A 16,229-nucleotide genomic window follows, 5' to 3' on the forward strand; every position below is an offset into this window, starting at 1 on the left:
ATTTGCAAAAGGAACAACATGGCAACAGAAAAATTAACCCCAAAACGCGTACTTCAAATTCTGCTGATGCTCATCATTCTCATAAGTGCATTTTTCTATAAAACTTATCAACATAATGTATCCACAGATAGCCAAAGCGCGGTCGAAAATACGGAAGTTTCTGAAAAATAGCAGATTTTAGTGACGTTGTCACATAAATAAAACTGCATAAAATCACTCTTATGCAGTTTTGTTATTGAGACTATTGTGCGGTATCTGTATTTACATTGGCAAGCTCGCCTAAATCTTTATCTACTAAGAATAAGCCTTTACCATCATCACCAAGTAAGTTAAGTTTATCAATAATACCGCTAAATAATTTTTCTTCTTCATGCTGTTCAGCGACATACCATTGCAAGAAGTTAAAGGCAGAATAGTCTTTTTCTTCAAAGGTTTTGCCAACTAATTCATTGATTTTGCTTGTGATCAATTTTTCATGTTCATAAGTTAATTCAATCACTTGTTTTAAAGATGAAAACTCATGAGGAGGCGCCTCAATCTCACTGATTACCGCCAAAGCACCGGTTTCATTTAAATAGGTGAACAATTTACGCATATGTTGCATTTCTTCTGCAGCATGTTCCGCCAAGAATCTTGCAGCTCCTTTAAAACCATTTTGCTCACACCAAGCGCTCATTTGTAGGTAAAGGTTGGAAGAGTAAAATTCTAGATTCATTTGATCGTTTAAAAGTTTAATAACATTTTGTGATAACATTTTAATTCTCCTCATCCACTATAATGTCGCTAAATCGCGATCGATAAAATAAAGCCCACTGCCTTCTGCACCCAATAAATTGAATTTATCCAAAATACTATTAAACAATTTTTCTTCTTCATGTTGTTCGGCAACATACCATTGTAAGAAGTTACAAGTAGAGTGATCTTTGTGAGCAAATGTAACCTCAACCAACTCATTGATTTTTGAGGTAACATATTTTTCATGTTCTAATGTGATTTCAAACACTTCTTTTAATGAAGCATAGTTATGTTTAGGTGCTTCAATTTTACCGAGTAATGGCATACCGCCAGTTTCGTTAATATAAGCGAATAATTTTTGCATATGTGCCATCTCTTCATCTGCATGACGTAAGAGAAAAGCAGCTGCACCTTCAAATCCTTTATTGGCACACCAAGCGCTCATTTGTAAATACACATTGGAAGAATAAAATTCCAAATTAATCTGTTCGTTTAGCTTTTTCATAATCGCTTCATTTAGCATAACTTACTCCTTTCCGTTTAAATAGTTCTAATATCATAAATCCCAAAGGGTAGTTTAACGACTTTTTTATTCTATGCAAGTAAAATTTATCTTAACTTATTAATTTAAAAGCAATTTTAATAATAATTATTCTTGTTAAGGAAAGATGAAATCATAAATTTTTCGAATAAAAATGACTGAAAATTGTTTTAATTTCGGGCATTCATGTTTATTGAAATCAATACGTTATACCTTTTGACAGTTACTACCTACCCGAGAGGAAACCAAATTAACGCGCTTAAATTGCTTAATTATATCAAAATAGCAAAAGTATTTTAAATTTAGCCTATTTATCAATTATTTAATTGTATAATGAACTTACTTTACAAATGGCTTGTTTTGCATCAGAAACCCTAATCATACATCAGTTGAATTTTTGCCGGATTTTTCACGGTGCGTTACTTAAATAAGGAACTTCATAAAAATTCACCGCACTTTTTATTATTTATTTTTCGTGCTTATTACCTAACACAATCTTAATTCTCGTCACTTTGTAAATCAGCCTAAAGTATTTTTTGTTTTTTCATATCAAATCGAGTAATAGAGTAATATTGACTATTTTTGCCATTTACCTTGTGACAACTTATTTTTTGTTATTTAACATAATATACATTATGCGAAATTAGTTGTCGGGTTAGGGAATACTACGGGTTAAATAAATCACAAAGTTATACACAGGTCGCTTTTATCAGTCTTGCAAGACAATCAAGACATCTTTAAGCATGGTAACGTGTTATTATTGAGTTTTATTAAATGGTTAATGCGATTTATCTAATCGTGCCGTAAAACCACGTCCTTTAGGGCGTGGATATAAGGTATAAACGGCAAAGCCGTTTCAAATTTCTAACTAATCAGGTGTTTGTTGTTGCTCGATATATTGGCGAATAATCGATATTGGTGCACCACCACAACTACCAGCAAAGTAAGACGGTGACCAAAGTTGATTTCTCCATAATTTTTTGCGGATGCTCGGATAGTTTTTCTTTCTAATCATTCGGCTCGAAACGCCTTTTAAACTGTTTACAAGATGAGAAATAGCGACTTTAGGCGGATATTCCACAAGTAGATGAACGTGATCATCTTCACCATCAAATTCCACTAATGTGGCTTCAAAATCAGCACAAATCGTTGCAAAAATTGAGCGTAAGTCGTTCAAAATTGCTTGAGTAAAAACTTCCCTGCGATATTTAGTCACGAAAACTAAATGAACGTGTAAGTTAAAAACAACGTGGCGACCACGTCTAATCTCTGTTTCTTTTTTCATAGGCCAAGTGTAGAATAAGCACAATTTTTGTATTCTAATTCGTGCAATGTTACTACGTAAAGCCTTTAAATTTGAAATCAGACCAAATGGGGAACAAGTTCGCAAAATGAAGCAGTTTTGCGGCTGTTCTCGCTTTGTGTTTAACAAGGCATTGGCGTGGCAAAATGAGCAGTACGAACAAGATAACCATCACAAATTCAGTTATACCAAGCTCGCCAACTTGCTTCCGCAATGGAAAAAAGAATTGGTATGGCTTAAAGATTGCCATTCACAAGTGCTTCAACAGTCGTTAAAAGACCTTGAAAGTGCGTTTAAAAACTTCTTTCAAAAGCGTGCGGATTTGCCCAAATTCAAGAAAAAAGGTATAAAAGAGAGTTTCCGTTTTCCGCAAGGTTGCAAAATCGAGCAGAAAAACGACCGCTTGTATCTGCCGAAAATCGGTTGGGTACGTTATCGCAACAGTCGTGAAATTGTTGGGGAAGTAAAAAATGTCACCGTTTCAATGAAATGCAGATGCTTTTTTGTGAGCATTCAAACGGAATTTGAACAGGAAATTCCCACGCATAAAGGCGGAGAAATCGGCATTGATATGGGCATTGCTCGTTTTGCAACCCTTTCCAATGGCGAATTTTTTGAGCCGTTAAATGCGTTTAAAACCCACAAAGGAAAATTGGCAAAACTGCAAAAACAGCTAAAAAATAAAGTGAAGTTCAGTAAAAACTGGCAAAAACTGAAAGATAAAATCGGCAAGTTACATCACAAAATCGCCAACTGCCGAAAAGATTTCCTGCATAAAATCTCAACGCAAATCAGCAAAAACCACGCGATGATCTATGTTGAAGATTTGCAAGTGGCGAATATGTCCAAATCAGCCAAAGGCACAGCGGAAGTACACGGCAAAAATGTGAAACAGAAATCAGGCTTAAACCGAGTGATATTAGACCAGTCTTGGTTTGAATTTAGACGACAACTGGACTACAAAACGCAATGGTTAGGCGGATTTTTGCTAGCAGTTCCTCCACAAAATACCAGTCGTACTTGCCCTTGTTGCAACCATACAGCAAAAGAAAATCGCCAAACACAGGAAAATTTTGAATGCGTAGAATGTGGCTATACGGAAAATGCCGATGTAGTGGGAGCAATGAATGTTCTTACACGTGGGCAAGCAATAGTCCAAGCATAATAAATATCAGGGTAGGACATACCCGAAGCGTCTATGAAGTGAATCTCAATAGAGATCAGCAGTAGAAACCCACCGAGAGTAGCCCACAGCTTGCTGTGGGAGCTAGTAGGAATCCCCTGCCTTTAGGCAGGGGAGGATGTCAAAGGGTATTCAAACTTAATACGTCGGTCATATCAAATAATCCTTGCGGTTTTTGCACCAACCATTTTGCCGCGCGCACCGCACCGTTCGCAAAAGTCATGCGACTTGAGGCTTTGTGTGAAATTTCGACCCGTTCACCTATATCGGCAAACCATACCGTATGCTCGCCCACTACGTCGCCGGCACGGATCGTGGCAAAACCGATTTCATCCCGTTTGCGCTCGCCGGTTATTCCATCGCGACAAAAGACCCCATGAGTTTTCAAATCTCGTCCGAGGGTTTTGGCAATATGTTCTCCCATGGATAACGCCGTCCCTGAAGGAGCATCTACTTTATGGCGGTGGTGCGCTTCGACAATTTCGATATCGCAATAATCGCCCATTACTTTCGCTGCTTTTTCCAACAATTTAAATACTAAATTGACGCCGACGCTGAAATTCGAGGCAAAGACAATGGCGATTTTTTCTGCCGCACGTTGAATCGCCGCTTTGCCGGCATCATCAAAACCGGTAGTACCTATGATCATTTTTTTACCGTGGGCAACACAAAAATTAAGATGCGCTAAAGTACCTTCCGGGCGGGTAAAATCGATCAACACATCAAATTGATCTTTTTGTGCTTCTAAATTATCCGAAACCGCTACATCTAATCGCCCGACGCCCGCTAATTCGCCGGCATCCGCACCGATCAAAGATGAACCCCGACGTTCAAAAGCGGCGCCAAGTATTACGCCCTCCGCTGCCTGTATCGCTTGAATTAATTGACGCCCCATGCGACCGCCGGCGCCGGCTACTGCAATTTTTAATGTCATGTTCTTCCCTCTTTTATGGTTATTTATTCAGTCAATCCGCTCAAAGCGCGTGATTGCCCATTTTCAGCAAAGTGCCGCTGTACATTAGATATACGCCGAATAATACAAAAATTACGCCGGATAGGTTATCAATGTAACGACTGTAACGTCCGTAAAAGCCTTTTGCTACCTTATGTGAAAAAATAACGGAGATGAAATAAAAATAGAAAAAGGTTTCAAAAAGAATGATCAAAAGTGCGGTTAATATTTGCCAAGTTTCAGTTAAATTCACCAAAACAAAGGACATGACGCTGCTGAAATAGATAATCGCTTTGGCATTTGATAAATTCACTAACAATCCTTTGCGAATTTCTTTGCCGATGGTGGTAGCTTGATTGAGCTGTCTATCTGTATTTTCATCAAATACGACATTTTCGCGTACACGCAACATCAATACGCCCAAATAGGCTAAATATCCGCCACCTAAGACCATGATGACGCCTTGTAGGGCGGGATAGGTTGTGAATAATACTGCTAAGCCTAAAATAGCGGAGGTCGCCCAAAATAATACACCAAGGGTAATGCCGAAAATTCCACAAAGGACGTTGCGCCGTGTGTTACTTGCCGCCATTCGACTGACATAAAAAAAATCCGGCCCCGGCGTTAATAAACCGAAAAAATGAACAAGCATTAAATTTAACATATTGACCTATTTTCTATATAAAGTAATTTAATAAAACAATACATAACAGCGCATAAGCTGCCGCCAACACATCATCCAGCATTATTCCAAAGCCGGTTGTTAATTTTTGGTCAAAATAACGAATGGGATACGGCTTGAGAATGTCAAAAAAGCGAAATAGGATAAAGGCGATCAGACACCACGCCCACGTCAGTGCCGGCACAGCAAGTAATACAATAAATATGCCGATAATTTCGTCCCAGACAATGGCGCCATGATCATGCACGCCCATATCATGGGCGGTTTTTTTGGCAAAGATAACAACCAAGCCAAAAACCGGCGATAATTAACAGCGCAAAAATGCCACTGCCAAGCCATGCTAATAGCCCCCATCCTAATAATACGCCAACCAAAGAACCCCATGTCCCCGGTGCTTTAGCGCATAATCCTGCGCCAAACCCAAGGGCGAGAAAATGAACAGGGTTGGTTAAGGTAAGACGAGATAATGGATTTTGTTGCAACGCTGTCATGCTTCCCTCTATTTAAAATGATCAAATCCGCCAATAGCTTCAAATTCGACCACTTGCCCGTGGCGTTGAAACACCACCGGTTTTTTATGTTCCGCCCGCGCTGCGCTAATACGTCCGACACAGGTATAAGGCACGCCGATATGGGCTAAAGTGCGGTCTAATTTTGCTTTGTTTTGATCGGATACGGTAAAACAAAGTTCGTAATCTTCGCCGCCGGTCAGCGCTAACTGTTCCGCTTTTTGTTTACCGACCATTTTTAATAACGCGGCAGACAAGGGCAATTTGTCTAAATCAATCACCGCACTGCATTGGCTGCACTGCAAAATATGCCCTAAATCGGCGACAAAGCCATCAGAAATATCAATCGCCGCATTCGCCAACATTCCAACCGATAATTCAAAGCCCAGCAATACGCGAGGCGTCGGGCGCAAATGGCGCTGAATTAAAAATTCTTGATCAGAATTGACCGCACTTTTGGCTTTGCCTTGCTGTAATAGCGCAAGTCCTGCGGCGCTGTCGCCGAGGGTTCCGGAAACATAAATCCAATCACCCACTTTTGCGCTATGCCGACATAAAGCTTTGCCTTTGGGGACAATGCCTTGCGCGGTGATGGTTACGACGTGTAGGGCGCCTTTGGTAGTATCGCCACCGATTAAATCGACATTGTAATGATCCAATACTGCAAAAAAGCTGTCACTAAATTCGCTCAACCATTGATGATCCACATGCGGTAAGGTTAAAGCTAAGGAAAACCACGCGGGCTCCGCGCCCATGGCGGCGAGATCACTTAAGTTAGTTGCCGCAGCTTTATAAGCAATATCTGCGGCATTGACGGAGGGTAAAAAATGCACATTTTCTACCATGGTATCTGTCGTAATCGCAATGCGCTGATTTTGGCGGTGTTCCGTAATGGCGCAATCATCCCCGACGGAAAGGATGACATCCTTGCGGGGTGGGCGTTTTGACGCAGTAAAATAACGTTGAATAATGTCAAATTCGCCATTACTCATTAGCACGCATCCTTCTAAAGCACTTATTTACGAGACAACGACGGAGCCACTTTATCCAATACACCATTAATATATTTATGGCTGTCTTCCGCACCAAATACTTTTGCCACCTCAATGGCTTCGTTAATGACAACTTTATAGGGCACATCAGGCTCAAATTGCAATTCATACACCGCTAAGCGCAACACTGCTTTTTCTATCGGATCTAACTCCGTTAAATCACGATCCAAAAATGGCGTCAACGTGCTGTCTATTGCTTCGATATTGGCGACGGTTTCACGAAATAATTTACGGAAATAAAGCTTATCTGCCCCTTTCAGTTCTTCTTCCTGATCCAAAAAAAACGCCAATTCCACTTCTTCAGCCGAATTTTGCGACACATACCAAGAATATAACGCTTGAATCGCACATTCTCTCGCCCGACGGCGAGGAGAAATTTTTTTTATTCGTTCACCCATTGTTTTATGCCACTTTAATTTGCGCTAATAAATTGACCATTTCTAAAGCGACCAAGGCAGCTTCCGCTCCTTTATTTCCCGCTTTAGTCCCCGCACGCTCAATCGCTTGCTCGATATTTTCCGTGGTCAATACGCCAAAGGCGACCGGAATTTCCGCTTGCATTGCGACTTGTCCTAAACCGCTGCTCGCTTCGCCTGCGACATATTCAAAATGCGCTGTACCACCGCGAATAACCGTACCTAAGGCAACGATTGCATCATATTTTTTGCTTTCAGCCAAACGACGTGCCACCAAGGGCAATTCATAGGCACCCGGCGCGCGCACTAGCGTAATATTTTCTTCTTTCACTTGACCGATACGTTTTAGCGCATCCACTGCACCTTCTAATAAACTCTCGTTAATAAAACTGTTAAAACGCGCGATAACTACCGCAATTTTCGCCTCAGGTGCAGCAACTGCACCTTCTAATACTTTCATTCTGTGTCCTACTTTTGGTTTGAAAAAATCAATCGGTGTCGGATTTTAACACAAAACAGAAAAAAATGTAAAAACTCTCTTGCCTCGCTCTTGGACAAAATCTGATGATTTAAACCACATATTCTCACACCGCCAATCAGCGAAGGTTCATTATCAACTATAAAACAGATTTTTCTTTCAATGAGGAATTTTCAGAAAAAACAGAGCAAAAAACTTATGGTATTTTAGTTAATGGAGTACCGTTCCATCTCCCTATCTGGTCAACGCTACTGATATTTTAGGATTGGTCAGCGGTTTATTTTTAATTTTAATCTTTATATTATTTACTCGCATTACTTTCTTTTTACTATCCAATCAAGTGATGGCTACCTATTTACAACGCCATGATATTTTTCCCAACCGCGAATATACGTTTGCTCTGCTTTAGGTAATCCCCCTAAAAAAAGTTAATACGCCATAACGGAAAACCTTATATAAAGGTTAGAATATGACATTACCGTAAAAACAACACCGGATTTTCATCCCTATAATGCACTCTTACGCGTGTACCAACATTAAAAGGTTGGATATGTTGAGCTTTAAGTAAAGTGCGGTCGATTTCCACTTGATATTGGTAAAATTGTCCTAAAAATAAGCCACTTTTAATCACCCCGTTGCCTTGTGCATCCGGTTGCATTTGGATATGCTGCGGGCGAATAAGCCAATGTAGCACTTGTTGCCTTGGCGCCAATTGTCCATCGGCAAGCTTTAAAGAGGCATTTACCGCCTGCTGACCAAAAACGGAAAAGATCTGTTGTTGATCAATTCGGCATTCTACATAATTGCAATTGCCCAAAAACTCCGCGACAAAACGGCTATTTGGACGTTGATATAAACTTGAGGCTTCGCCAATTTGCACGATTTTTCCCTGATCCATTACCGCCAATTTATCCGCAAAAGCAAAGGCCTCTTCTTTACTATGGGTCACGAAAATTGCGGAAATTTTGGCCTGTTTTAAAATCAGCTTAATTTCTTCGATCATTTGGTAACGCACTTGGCTGTCGATATTGGAAAAAGGTTCGTCCAGCAACAATAAACGCGGGTTACAAGCCAGTGCACGTGCAATCGCAACACGCTGTTGCTGCCCGCCGGAAAGTTCGTGTGGATAACGTTTTTGCAATCCCTCCAAATGGACAAGTACGGTCATTTTTTGCAAAATTTCCTTTTTTTCCACCGCACTTTTTTGCCGCAAACCGAAACAAATATTTTCTTTCACCGTCAAATGCGGAAATAATGCATAATCTTGGAAAATCAACCCAATTTGACGGGATTCCACCGGGCAATCAGTGAGATCTTGTTGATGCAATAAAACTCTACCTTGCGAAATCGGTTGCAAACCGGCAATCGCTTTTAATAGCGTAGTTTTGCCACAGCCGCTGGCACCGAGCAAACAAAGAATTTCGTTGTCGTTGATGGTTAAATTCAGCCCGTTTAAAATGGCTTCATGACGATATTTTGTGGTGAGATTTTCTACAGTTAATACGCTCATAATGATGTTTGTTTTGCGGTGGAAGTAAGAGATCGGGTAAGCCAAATCACAGGAATTAGCCCAACTAAAATTAAGAAAATTGCCGGCAACGCCGCTTGTTCCAATTGTTCATCGGAAGTAAAGGTGAATACGTAGGTCGCTAAAGTGTCAAAATTAAAGGGTCTTAATAATAAAGAGGCATTTAATTCTTTCATACATTCAATAAATACCAATAAAAGTGCGGTCAAAATTCCCTTGGAAAGCAGCGGAATATGTACTTTTCTAAACATTTTAATACCATTAAATCCAAGTGTTCTGCTTGCCATGTCCAATGACGGCGAGATTTTATTCATCGACGTTTCAATTCCACCAATTGCCATCGCGGAAAGACGAAACACGTAAGCGGAAATTAAAGCAACAATGGTACCTGAAAAGAGTAAGCCAACACTTGGCAATCCAAGCCATTTCAAGATGTTATTAAATATATGATCAAAGGCGGTATAAGGAATTAATATACCGATCGCCAATACGGTACCGGGAATAGCGTAACCGAGGCTGGAAATTTGTAGACTGTAACGTGCCGGAGTGTTAAATCGCGGCGAATATTGCGGTGCCATGCGTTGTAAATAATGCAAGACCAAACCGATTACAACACAAATGAGTGCCGCAATCACTGAAACGCTCAAGCTGTTGTACGCATACTGCCAAAAGCGCTCCAGTTGTGCTTGTGCAAAATAATGCCATGCCCAATAAGCTAATTTGCCAAGAGGAAGAAAAAATGCCAATGCCAACAAGCCCCAGCAGTAAACTTGTGCTAAGATCAAACTTATTCCGCTTAATTTTTTGCTCGCCACATTTTTTTCATAACCACGTTGGTAAGTTTTTTGCTTACGACGGCTATAACGTTCCAGCATCAATAAAACGAAGATCATCAGCAACATAAAAATCGCAATTTGGCTCGCCGCACCTAAATCGCCATAGCCAAGCCAAGTGTCGTAAATCGCAGTCGTTAACGTCGGAACTGCAAAATAAGATACCGCACCAAAATCGCCCAACGTTTCCATCGCAACTAACGCTGCACCAACCGCAATTGCCGGTCGGATTAAGGGAAAAACCACTTGGCATAACAGTTGTTTTTTGCCGGCTCCCAACATTTTGGCACTTTGCATTAAATTTTCCGATTGCTCCATTAATGCCACGCGAACCAGTAAAAAAATATAAGGATACAATACTAATGCCAACACAAAACAAGCACCGCCGAGGGTACGAATTGACGGAAACCAATAATCTTGTGCACTTTCCCAACCGAAAAGATCACGCAAAAAGGTTTGTAATGGACCGGCATAATCCAATAAATCAGTATATAAATACCCCACTAAATACGCTGGCATCGCTAAAGGCAAACAAAGCAGCCATTGCAATATTCGCTGCCCGAAAAATTGATAATGCGAAACGATCCAAGTGCAAGGCAGGGCAAAAATCAAACTAAGCGTCACCGTTCCCAACACCAATAACAGCGAATTGATCACATAATCCGCCAATACGGTTTGCCAAAGGTGCGACAAATTTTGCCAATCTGCCGAGGCAGACTCGTATAAAATCGCCAAGATGGGCAAAATAAAAAATAAAGTCATTAAAAGCGTGGTCAAAAACCAGCTGATTTTATGCAATTTTGATGTTATTTTACGCATTTTCTAAGATTGCCAAAGGGCGACCTAAGCCGCCCTCAGTAAGTTTATGCAATGATCTATTACAGATCGAATTTGACTTCATCCACTAATTTCAGGGCTTTATCATAATTTTCTGCCACTTTTTCCAATGGCAATTTATCCGCAGTAAAGCTACCCCAAGATTGTACTAGCTTAGAACTCGCCACCCCCGGTTTTACCGGATATTCGTGGTTTAATTCCGCATACATCTGCTGTGCACGATCACCGCTCAAATATTCGATCAATTTCACCGCATTTTCTTTATTCGGTGCATATTTGGCAAGAACAACGCCGCTAATATTTACGTGCGTGCCTTGGGCTTTTTGATTTGGAAAGTTGATATATACCGCTTGTGCCCATTCGCGTTGTTTTTCATCGTCAAGCATTTTGCCGAAATAATAGCTATTGCCCAAGGCGTAATCACAAACCTCTTCTTTGATCGCTTTCACCTGATCACGATCGCCGCCTTGCGGTTTTCGAGCTAAATTTCCTTTCAAATCTTGTAAAAATTGTTTCACTTTAGCTTCGCCATCATGTGCAATCATAGAAGCAAAAAGCGAAACATTGTAGGAATTTTTCCCCGAACGTACGCAAACTTTGCCTTTATATTCCGGCTTAGCCAAATCGTAATAAGTGAAATCTTCCGGTAATTTGCCAACACGATCTTTTGACGTATAGATCGCACGTGCACGCGTAGTCAAGGCAAACCATTCATTTTTACTGTCACGATATTGTGCCGGAATATTGGATTTTAATACATCGCTTTCGATAGGTTGTGCCAAACCGGCATTCACCACTTCCATCACACGGCTAATATCCACGGTTAATAACACGTCTGCCGGGCTTAGTTCTCCTTCTCGTTTAACACGTTCAACCAACCCTTTATCCGCAAAAATCACATTCACTTTTATTCCGGTATCTTTCTCAAAAGCTTTTAACATCGGCTCAATTAAATAGGGCTGACGGTAAGAATAAATATTCACTTCTTCCGAAGCAATCGCACTCGTAGAAACAGCTGCAAAAAGACTTAATGCTAAAGTGGAAAGGCGTTTTTTCATCATTAAAACCTCATTAATTCGTAAAATAACAGAACAGGTGATTATTAATACGTGAAAATCCCTCTTTAGTCAATAAAAATTATTCTCATTTATAAAAATTGCATAAATAAGAGTACATTTTTCAGTCATTTCCGCCATTTTTCTTGTTTTCTAAACTTTCCCAACGCAAAAAAGCTTCTTCCAAAGTTTGCTCGGTATCCGCTAATAATTGCAATTTTGCCGACGTATAGTCATGGGACTGTTGGAAAAAGTTTACATCGCCGATTTCCCTTTGAAGGGCGGTGATTTTTTCTTCCAATTCTTCCAATAAATTCGGCAATTGCTCTAATTCACGCTGCTCTTTGTAGGATAATTTCACCGGACGCGGTTTAGACGTTTTTGATAAAATCTCTGATTTTTGCACCGCACTTTCTTCCTGCAAAACGACGTTTTTTACCTTGACGAGCAGCCTGTTCAGCTGCTTTGGCGGCAAAATAATTGGCTTGTTGCTGTTTGGCATCGCAGAACCCGCCTACATATTTGTTCAAGACTCCGTCTCCCTCAAAAATATAACATTCCATGGCGGTGTTATCGATAAATTGACGATCGTGGCTCACAATTAATAAGGTTCCTTGATACTCGGTCAAAATATCCTCCAATAATTCTAAGGTTTCCACATCCAAATCATTAGTTGGCTCATCCAGAATTAATAAATTATTCGGTTTTAGCAACAATTTTGCCAACAACAAACGATTGCGCTCGCCTCCGGATAAGGCTTTCACTGGCGTCATGGCGCGTTTCGGCGGAAATAAAAAGTCTTGTAAATATCCCAGTACATGACGTTTTACGCCATTAACTTCGATATCTTGTTTTCCGTCCGCAACGTTATCCATCACGGTTTTCTCCGGATCTAAATCCGCTCGATATTGATCAAAATAAGCAATATCCAGCTTGGTGCCACAACGAATATTGCCCGACGTCGGTTGTAATTCGCCTAAAAGCAATTTAATAAATGTCGTTTTACCACAACCATTTGGCCCAACCAAAGCAATTTTATCGCCGCGTAAAATAGTTGTACTAAAATGGTTCAACAGGGTTTTATCGCCAATAGCATAACTTACATCCTCTAATTCAAACACGATTTTTCCCGAACGACTGGAGGTGTCTAATTGCAATTTAGCGCTTCCTAACGTTTCGCGCCGACGACGACGTTCTTCTCGCAACGCTTTTAGGGCGCGAACTCGCCCTTCGTTACGAGTTCGTCTGGCTTTGATCCCTTGGCGGATCCAAATTTCTTCTTGTGCCAATTTTTTATCAAATAACTCATTTTGCAACGCTTCCACACGCAAATTTTCTTCCTTGGCGGTTAAATATAAATCGTAATCCCCCGGATAAGAAACCAATTTACCGCGATCCAAATCCACAATACGCGTCGCCATTTTGCGAATAAAAGAACGGTCATGGGAAATAAACACAATGCTTCCGCTAAATCCAAGTAAAAATTCTTCCAACCATTCAATAGCTTCTACATCCAAGTGGTTAGTCGGTTCATCCAACAGCAACACATCCGGCGCACAAACAAGCGCTCTTGCCAATGCCGCTTTACGCAACCAGCCGCCGGATAAATCCGCAAGGCACATATTCGGATCCAACGCCAATTTTGCCAACACTTCTTTGATCCGCGTTTCAAACTGCCAACCGCCTGCATGTTCCAATTGGGCTTGTACCTGCGCTAATTGATTAAGCAAACTGTCTTCATAGGCATTTTCCAATAACCACGAAATGCGGTGATATTCTTTGAGTAAATCGGCTAAATGCCCAACGCCTTCGGCAACATAATCAAACACATTGCCCTCTGCATGGCGTGGCGGATCTTGTTCCAAACGGGAAACAACCAAATCGCGTTCAAATTGCAAGCGTCCGTCGTCCATCACGACCTCTCCTGCCAAAATTTTCATTAATGTCGATTTGCCCGCACCATTGCGCCCAACTAAACACACCCGCTCACCGGCTTCAATATGTAATTCGGTATAATCCAATAACGGATGATCACTAAAAGAAAGGTATCCATTGGTTAAGCTGATTAATGCCACAATAACCTCTTATCTGCTAAAAAAGATAAAAATTGTCGCCGATTTTAACAGAGTTAAAGGCATTTGTAGAGGTTAAAAACGTTTCAAAATGCAGTGCACTTTGCTACAATTTTGCCACTTCAAGCAAGGAAAAAGGAAACACCATGAAAACTCATGTTATTGAAATTAATGAGCAAAACTTAACGGAAACATTGCAAAACGCGCAGCATACGCCAATGGCGATTGTTTTTTATGCGCCCAGCCATCAAACTTCTGTAGAATTTACCGCACTTTTATCCCGTTATGCGGAAAAATATCAAGGACAATTTATTTTAGGCAAAGTCGATTGCGAAACGGAACAAATGGTTGCCGCGCAATTTCGTCTCCAAGCCTTGCCGACCACTTATTTATTTAAAAACGGTCAGGCGCTAGATGCGTTCCAAGGAGCGTTAGAGGAAGAAACCTTGCAACAACGTTTAAGCGCGATTTTACCAAAAGAAGACGAAATCAAATTCAATCAAGCCTTAGAATTATTGTCCGGCGAACATTACGACGACGCCTTACCGTTGTTAAAAGAAGCGTGGGAGTTATCCGATAAGAAAAACAGCGATATTGCGTTGTTGTATGCAGAAACCTATATCGCCATGAAACGTACGGAACCGGCGCAAGATATTTTAAAACAAATTCCGCTGCAAGATCGCGATAGCCGCTGGCACGGGTTGCAAGCGCAAATTGATTTGTTAATTAAAGCGGCAGATACGCCGGAAATCCAACAATTACAAGCCGATTTTGCTAAAAATCCAAGTGCGGAAATTGCGCTAAAATTAGCATTACAATTGCACCAAGCTAATCGCAACGAAGAAGCGCTGGAACTGTTATTCAGCCTATTAAAACAAGACTTAGCAGTAGAACATGGTGAAGTAAAAAAACAATTTTTGGAAATTTTAGCCGCCATCGGCAACCATGACCCGATTACCAATAAATATCGCCGATTATTGTATGCATTACTCTATTGATGGATTTACTTATTGAAAACACTGTAATAGACTTAAGCAACTTAACAACTTAAGTTTGATAAAATGCAAGGAATTTTTATGTCAGAAATTAAACACAGCAAATTGCTTATTTTAGGCTCAGGCCCTGCCGGTTATACTGCGGCGATTTATGCCGCACGCGCCAACCTTAAGCCCGTGTTAGTCACCGGATTACAACAAGGCGGTCAATTAACTACGACCACAGAAATTGAAAACTGGCCGGGCGATTTTGGCGATACTACAGGCCCGGAATTAATGCAAAGAATGTTACAACACGCGGAAAAATTTGATACTGAAATTATTTTTGACCATATCAATCGCGTGGATTTGTCCTCTCGCCCGTTCAAGCTTTATGGCGATATGCAAACATTTAGTTGCGATGCATTAATTATCGCTACCGGCGCCTCAGCCCGTTATTTGGGGTTACCTTCCGAAGAAGCCTACAAAGGACGAGGCGTTTCCGCTTGTGCGACTTGTGACGGTTTTTTCTATCGCAATAAACCGGTCGCTGTCGTCGGCGGCGGCAATACCGCGGTGGAAGAAGCGCTTTATTTAGCCAATATCGCCTCCGAGGTGCATTTAATTCACCGTCGAGACAGTTTCCGCGCCGAAAAAATCCTGCTTGACCGTTTAAACAAAAAAGTGGAAGAAAGCAAAATCGTACTCCATACGCACCGCACTTTGGATGAAGTCTTGGGGGATGATATGGGCGTAACCGGATTGCGTTTAAAAGATACCCAGTCCGAGACTTGCGAAGAAATCAAGGTAGAAGGTGCATTTATCGCTATTGGTCATGCCCCAAATACGGATATTTTTGCCGGTCAACTGGAATTAAATAACGGTTATATTGTGGTAAAATCCGGTTTAAACGGTAATGCAACTGCCACGTCCGTAGAAGGCGTATTTGCTGCGGGAGATGTGATGGATCATAACTATCGTCAAGCGATTACCTCTGCCGGGACCGGTTGTATGGCAGCGTTAGATGCTGAACGTTATCTTGAGGCTCAAGAATAACTTTATTTAAACGATAACGGACG

The 16,229-nt window shown here is 40.9% G+C and carries 15 protein-coding genes and 2 pseudogenes; 4 read left to right on the forward strand and 13 right to left on the reverse strand.

All coding sequences use genetic code 11. The annotated features are described in order from the left end of the window. Window positions 1-18 precede the first annotated feature (18 nt). Window positions 19-171: a hypothetical protein gene (locus tag CFY87_RS11755; RefSeq protein WP_169711601.1), complete on the forward strand. Its 153-nt coding sequence runs from the start codon at window positions 19-21 to the stop codon at window positions 169-171. A gap of 70 nt (window positions 172-241) precedes the next feature. On the opposite strand, the gene ftnA (CFY87_RS00520) is transcribed toward CFY87_RS11755, so the two are convergent. The 3 genes from ftnA (CFY87_RS00520) to tnpA form a co-directional block, all read right to left on the reverse strand. Beyond that, complete coding sequence (ftnA, locus tag CFY87_RS00520; RefSeq protein WP_094945366.1) at window positions 242-754, reverse strand: non-heme ferritin; 513 nt, start codon at window positions 752-754, stop codon at window positions 242-244. A gap of 18 nt (window positions 755-772) precedes the next feature. After that, the gene (gene ftnA / locus CFY87_RS00525; protein ID WP_094945367.1) at window positions 773-1,258 is read right to left on the reverse strand and encodes a non-heme ferritin; all 486 of its coding nucleotides are present in this window, start codon (window positions 1,256-1,258) and stop codon (window positions 773-775) included. 886 nt (window positions 1,259-2,144) lie between these two features. Beyond that, the gene (gene tnpA, locus CFY87_RS00530; RefSeq protein ID WP_094945368.1) at window positions 2,145-2,561 is read right to left on the reverse strand and encodes an IS200/IS605 family transposase; all 417 of its coding nucleotides are present in this window, start codon (window positions 2,559-2,561) and stop codon (window positions 2,145-2,147) included. 46 nt (window positions 2,562-2,607) lie between these two features. Between tnpA and CFY87_RS00535 the strand changes: the two genes are divergently transcribed. Then, a complete protein-coding gene (locus tag CFY87_RS00535) occupies window positions 2,608-3,744 on the forward strand; it encodes an RNA-guided endonuclease InsQ/TnpB family protein (RefSeq protein WP_094945369.1) in 1,137 nt (378 codons plus the stop codon). Window positions 3,745-3,883: 139 nt separating this feature from the next. On the opposite strand, the gene dapB is transcribed toward CFY87_RS00535, so the two are convergent. The 10 genes and pseudogenes from dapB to CFY87_RS00585 all read right to left on the reverse strand — a co-directional run bounded on the left by dapB (window position 3,884) and on the right by CFY87_RS00585 (window position 14,179). After that, the gene (dapB, locus tag CFY87_RS00540) at window positions 3,884-4,696 is read right to left on the reverse strand and encodes a 4-hydroxy-tetrahydrodipicolinate reductase (protein ID WP_094945370.1); all 813 of its coding nucleotides are present in this window, start codon (window positions 4,694-4,696) and stop codon (window positions 3,884-3,886) included. Window positions 4,697-4,736: 40 nt separating this feature from the next. After that, window positions 4,737-5,378 carry a homoserine/threonine efflux transporter gene (locus CFY87_RS00545; RefSeq protein ID WP_094945371.1) on the reverse strand — a complete coding sequence of 214 codons (642 nt, stop codon included), beginning with the start codon at window positions 5,376-5,378 and terminating at the stop codon, window positions 4,737-4,739. A 13-nt stretch (window positions 5,379-5,391) separates the two neighbouring features. Then, a pseudogene (locus CFY87_RS00550) lies at window positions 5,392-5,887 on the reverse strand (phosphatidylglycerophosphatase A family protein). Between the two features lie 8 nt (window positions 5,888-5,895). Next, window positions 5,896-6,897: a thiamine-phosphate kinase gene (thiL, locus tag CFY87_RS00555; protein ID WP_094945372.1), complete on the reverse strand. Its 1,002-nt coding sequence runs from the start codon at window positions 6,895-6,897 to the stop codon at window positions 5,896-5,898. 23 nt (window positions 6,898-6,920) lie between these two features. Then, window positions 6,921-7,355: a transcription antitermination factor NusB gene (nusB, locus tag CFY87_RS00560; protein WP_094945373.1), complete on the reverse strand. Its 435-nt coding sequence runs from the start codon at window positions 7,353-7,355 to the stop codon at window positions 6,921-6,923. Between the two features lie 4 nt (window positions 7,356-7,359). Further along, the gene (ribH, locus tag CFY87_RS00565; protein WP_094945374.1) at window positions 7,360-7,833 is read right to left on the reverse strand and encodes a 6,7-dimethyl-8-ribityllumazine synthase; all 474 of its coding nucleotides are present in this window, start codon (window positions 7,831-7,833) and stop codon (window positions 7,360-7,362) included. A gap of 493 nt (window positions 7,834-8,326) precedes the next feature. Beyond that, window positions 8,327-9,361, reverse strand: a complete 1,035-nt coding sequence (locus tag CFY87_RS00570; RefSeq protein ID WP_094945375.1) for an ABC transporter ATP-binding protein — start codon at window positions 9,359-9,361, stop codon at window positions 8,327-8,329. Next, the gene (locus CFY87_RS00575) at window positions 9,358-11,031 is read right to left on the reverse strand and encodes an ABC transporter permease (protein ID WP_094945376.1); all 1,674 of its coding nucleotides are present in this window, start codon (window positions 11,029-11,031) and stop codon (window positions 9,358-9,360) included. Before CFY87_RS00575 ends, CFY87_RS00570 begins: the two co-directional genes overlap by 4 nt. A gap of 59 nt (window positions 11,032-11,090) precedes the next feature. Next, window positions 11,091-12,107: a Fe(3+) ABC transporter substrate-binding protein gene (locus CFY87_RS00580; RefSeq protein WP_094945667.1), complete on the reverse strand. Its 1,017-nt coding sequence runs from the start codon at window positions 12,105-12,107 to the stop codon at window positions 11,091-11,093. Between the two features lie 121 nt (window positions 12,108-12,228). Then, window positions 12,229-14,179: pseudogene (locus CFY87_RS00585) on the reverse strand (ABC transporter ATP-binding protein). A gap of 143 nt (window positions 14,180-14,322) precedes the next feature. On the opposite strand from CFY87_RS00585, the gene CFY87_RS00590 reads away from it, so the two are divergent. Further along, window positions 14,323-15,174 (forward strand): co-chaperone YbbN, encoded by an 852-nt coding sequence (locus CFY87_RS00590; protein WP_094945377.1) that lies wholly within the window; start codon window positions 14,323-14,325, stop codon window positions 15,172-15,174. Window positions 15,175-15,252: 78 nt separating this feature from the next. Continuing rightward, complete coding sequence (gene trxB, locus CFY87_RS00595) at window positions 15,253-16,206, forward strand: thioredoxin-disulfide reductase (protein WP_094945378.1); 954 nt, start codon at window positions 15,253-15,255, stop codon at window positions 16,204-16,206. The last annotated feature ends 23 nt before the right edge of the window (window positions 16,207-16,229 follow it).

Source organism: Actinobacillus seminis (genome assembly GCF_002263215.1).
GTDB classification, from domain to species: Bacteria; Pseudomonadota; Gammaproteobacteria; order Enterobacterales; family Pasteurellaceae; genus Actinobacillus_B; species Actinobacillus_B seminis.

Excerpts from the sequence above, each read along its gene's own strand:
- nusB (WP_094945373.1), bottom strand. The coding sequence starts at position 7,355 with ATGGGTGAACGAATAAAAAAAATTTCTCCTCGCCGTCGGGCGAGAGAA.
- thiL (WP_094945372.1), bottom strand. The coding sequence starts at position 6,897 with ATGAGTAATGGCGAATTTGACATTATTCAACGTTATTTTACTGCGTCA.
- CFY87_RS00575 (WP_094945376.1), bottom strand. The coding sequence starts at position 11,031 with ATGCGTAAAATAACATCAAAATTGCATAAAATCAGCTGGTTTTTGACC.
- CFY87_RS00590 (WP_094945377.1), top strand. The coding sequence starts at position 14,323 with ATGAAAACTCATGTTATTGAAATTAATGAGCAAAACTTAACGGAAACA.
- ftnA (WP_094945367.1), bottom strand. The coding sequence starts at position 1,258 with ATGCTAAATGAAGCGATTATGAAAAAGCTAAACGAACAGATTAATTTG.
- tnpA (WP_094945368.1), bottom strand. The coding sequence starts at position 2,561 with ATGAAAAAAGAAACAGAGATTAGACGTGGTCGCCACGTTGTTTTTAAC.
- CFY87_RS00580 (WP_094945667.1), bottom strand. The coding sequence starts at position 12,107 with ATGAAAAAACGCCTTTCCACTTTAGCATTAAGTCTTTTTGCAGCTGTT.
- trxB (WP_094945378.1), top strand. The coding sequence starts at position 15,253 with ATGTCAGAAATTAAACACAGCAAATTGCTTATTTTAGGCTCAGGCCCT.
- CFY87_RS00545 (WP_094945371.1), bottom strand. The coding sequence starts at position 5,378 with ATGTTAAATTTAATGCTTGTTCATTTTTTCGGTTTATTAACGCCGGGG.
- dapB (WP_094945370.1), bottom strand. The coding sequence starts at position 4,696 with ATGACATTAAAAATTGCAGTAGCCGGCGCCGGCGGTCGCATGGGGCGT.
- ftnA (WP_094945366.1), bottom strand. The coding sequence starts at position 754 with ATGTTATCACAAAATGTTATTAAACTTTTAAACGATCAAATGAATCTA.
- CFY87_RS00535 (WP_094945369.1), top strand. The coding sequence starts at position 2,608 with ATGTTACTACGTAAAGCCTTTAAATTTGAAATCAGACCAAATGGGGAA.
- CFY87_RS00570 (WP_094945375.1), bottom strand. The coding sequence starts at position 9,361 with ATGAGCGTATTAACTGTAGAAAATCTCACCACAAAATATCGTCATGAA.
- ribH (WP_094945374.1), bottom strand. The coding sequence starts at position 7,833 with ATGAAAGTATTAGAAGGTGCAGTTGCTGCACCTGAGGCGAAAATTGCG.
- CFY87_RS11755 (WP_169711601.1), top strand. The coding sequence starts at position 19 with ATGGCAACAGAAAAATTAACCCCAAAACGCGTACTTCAAATTCTGCTG.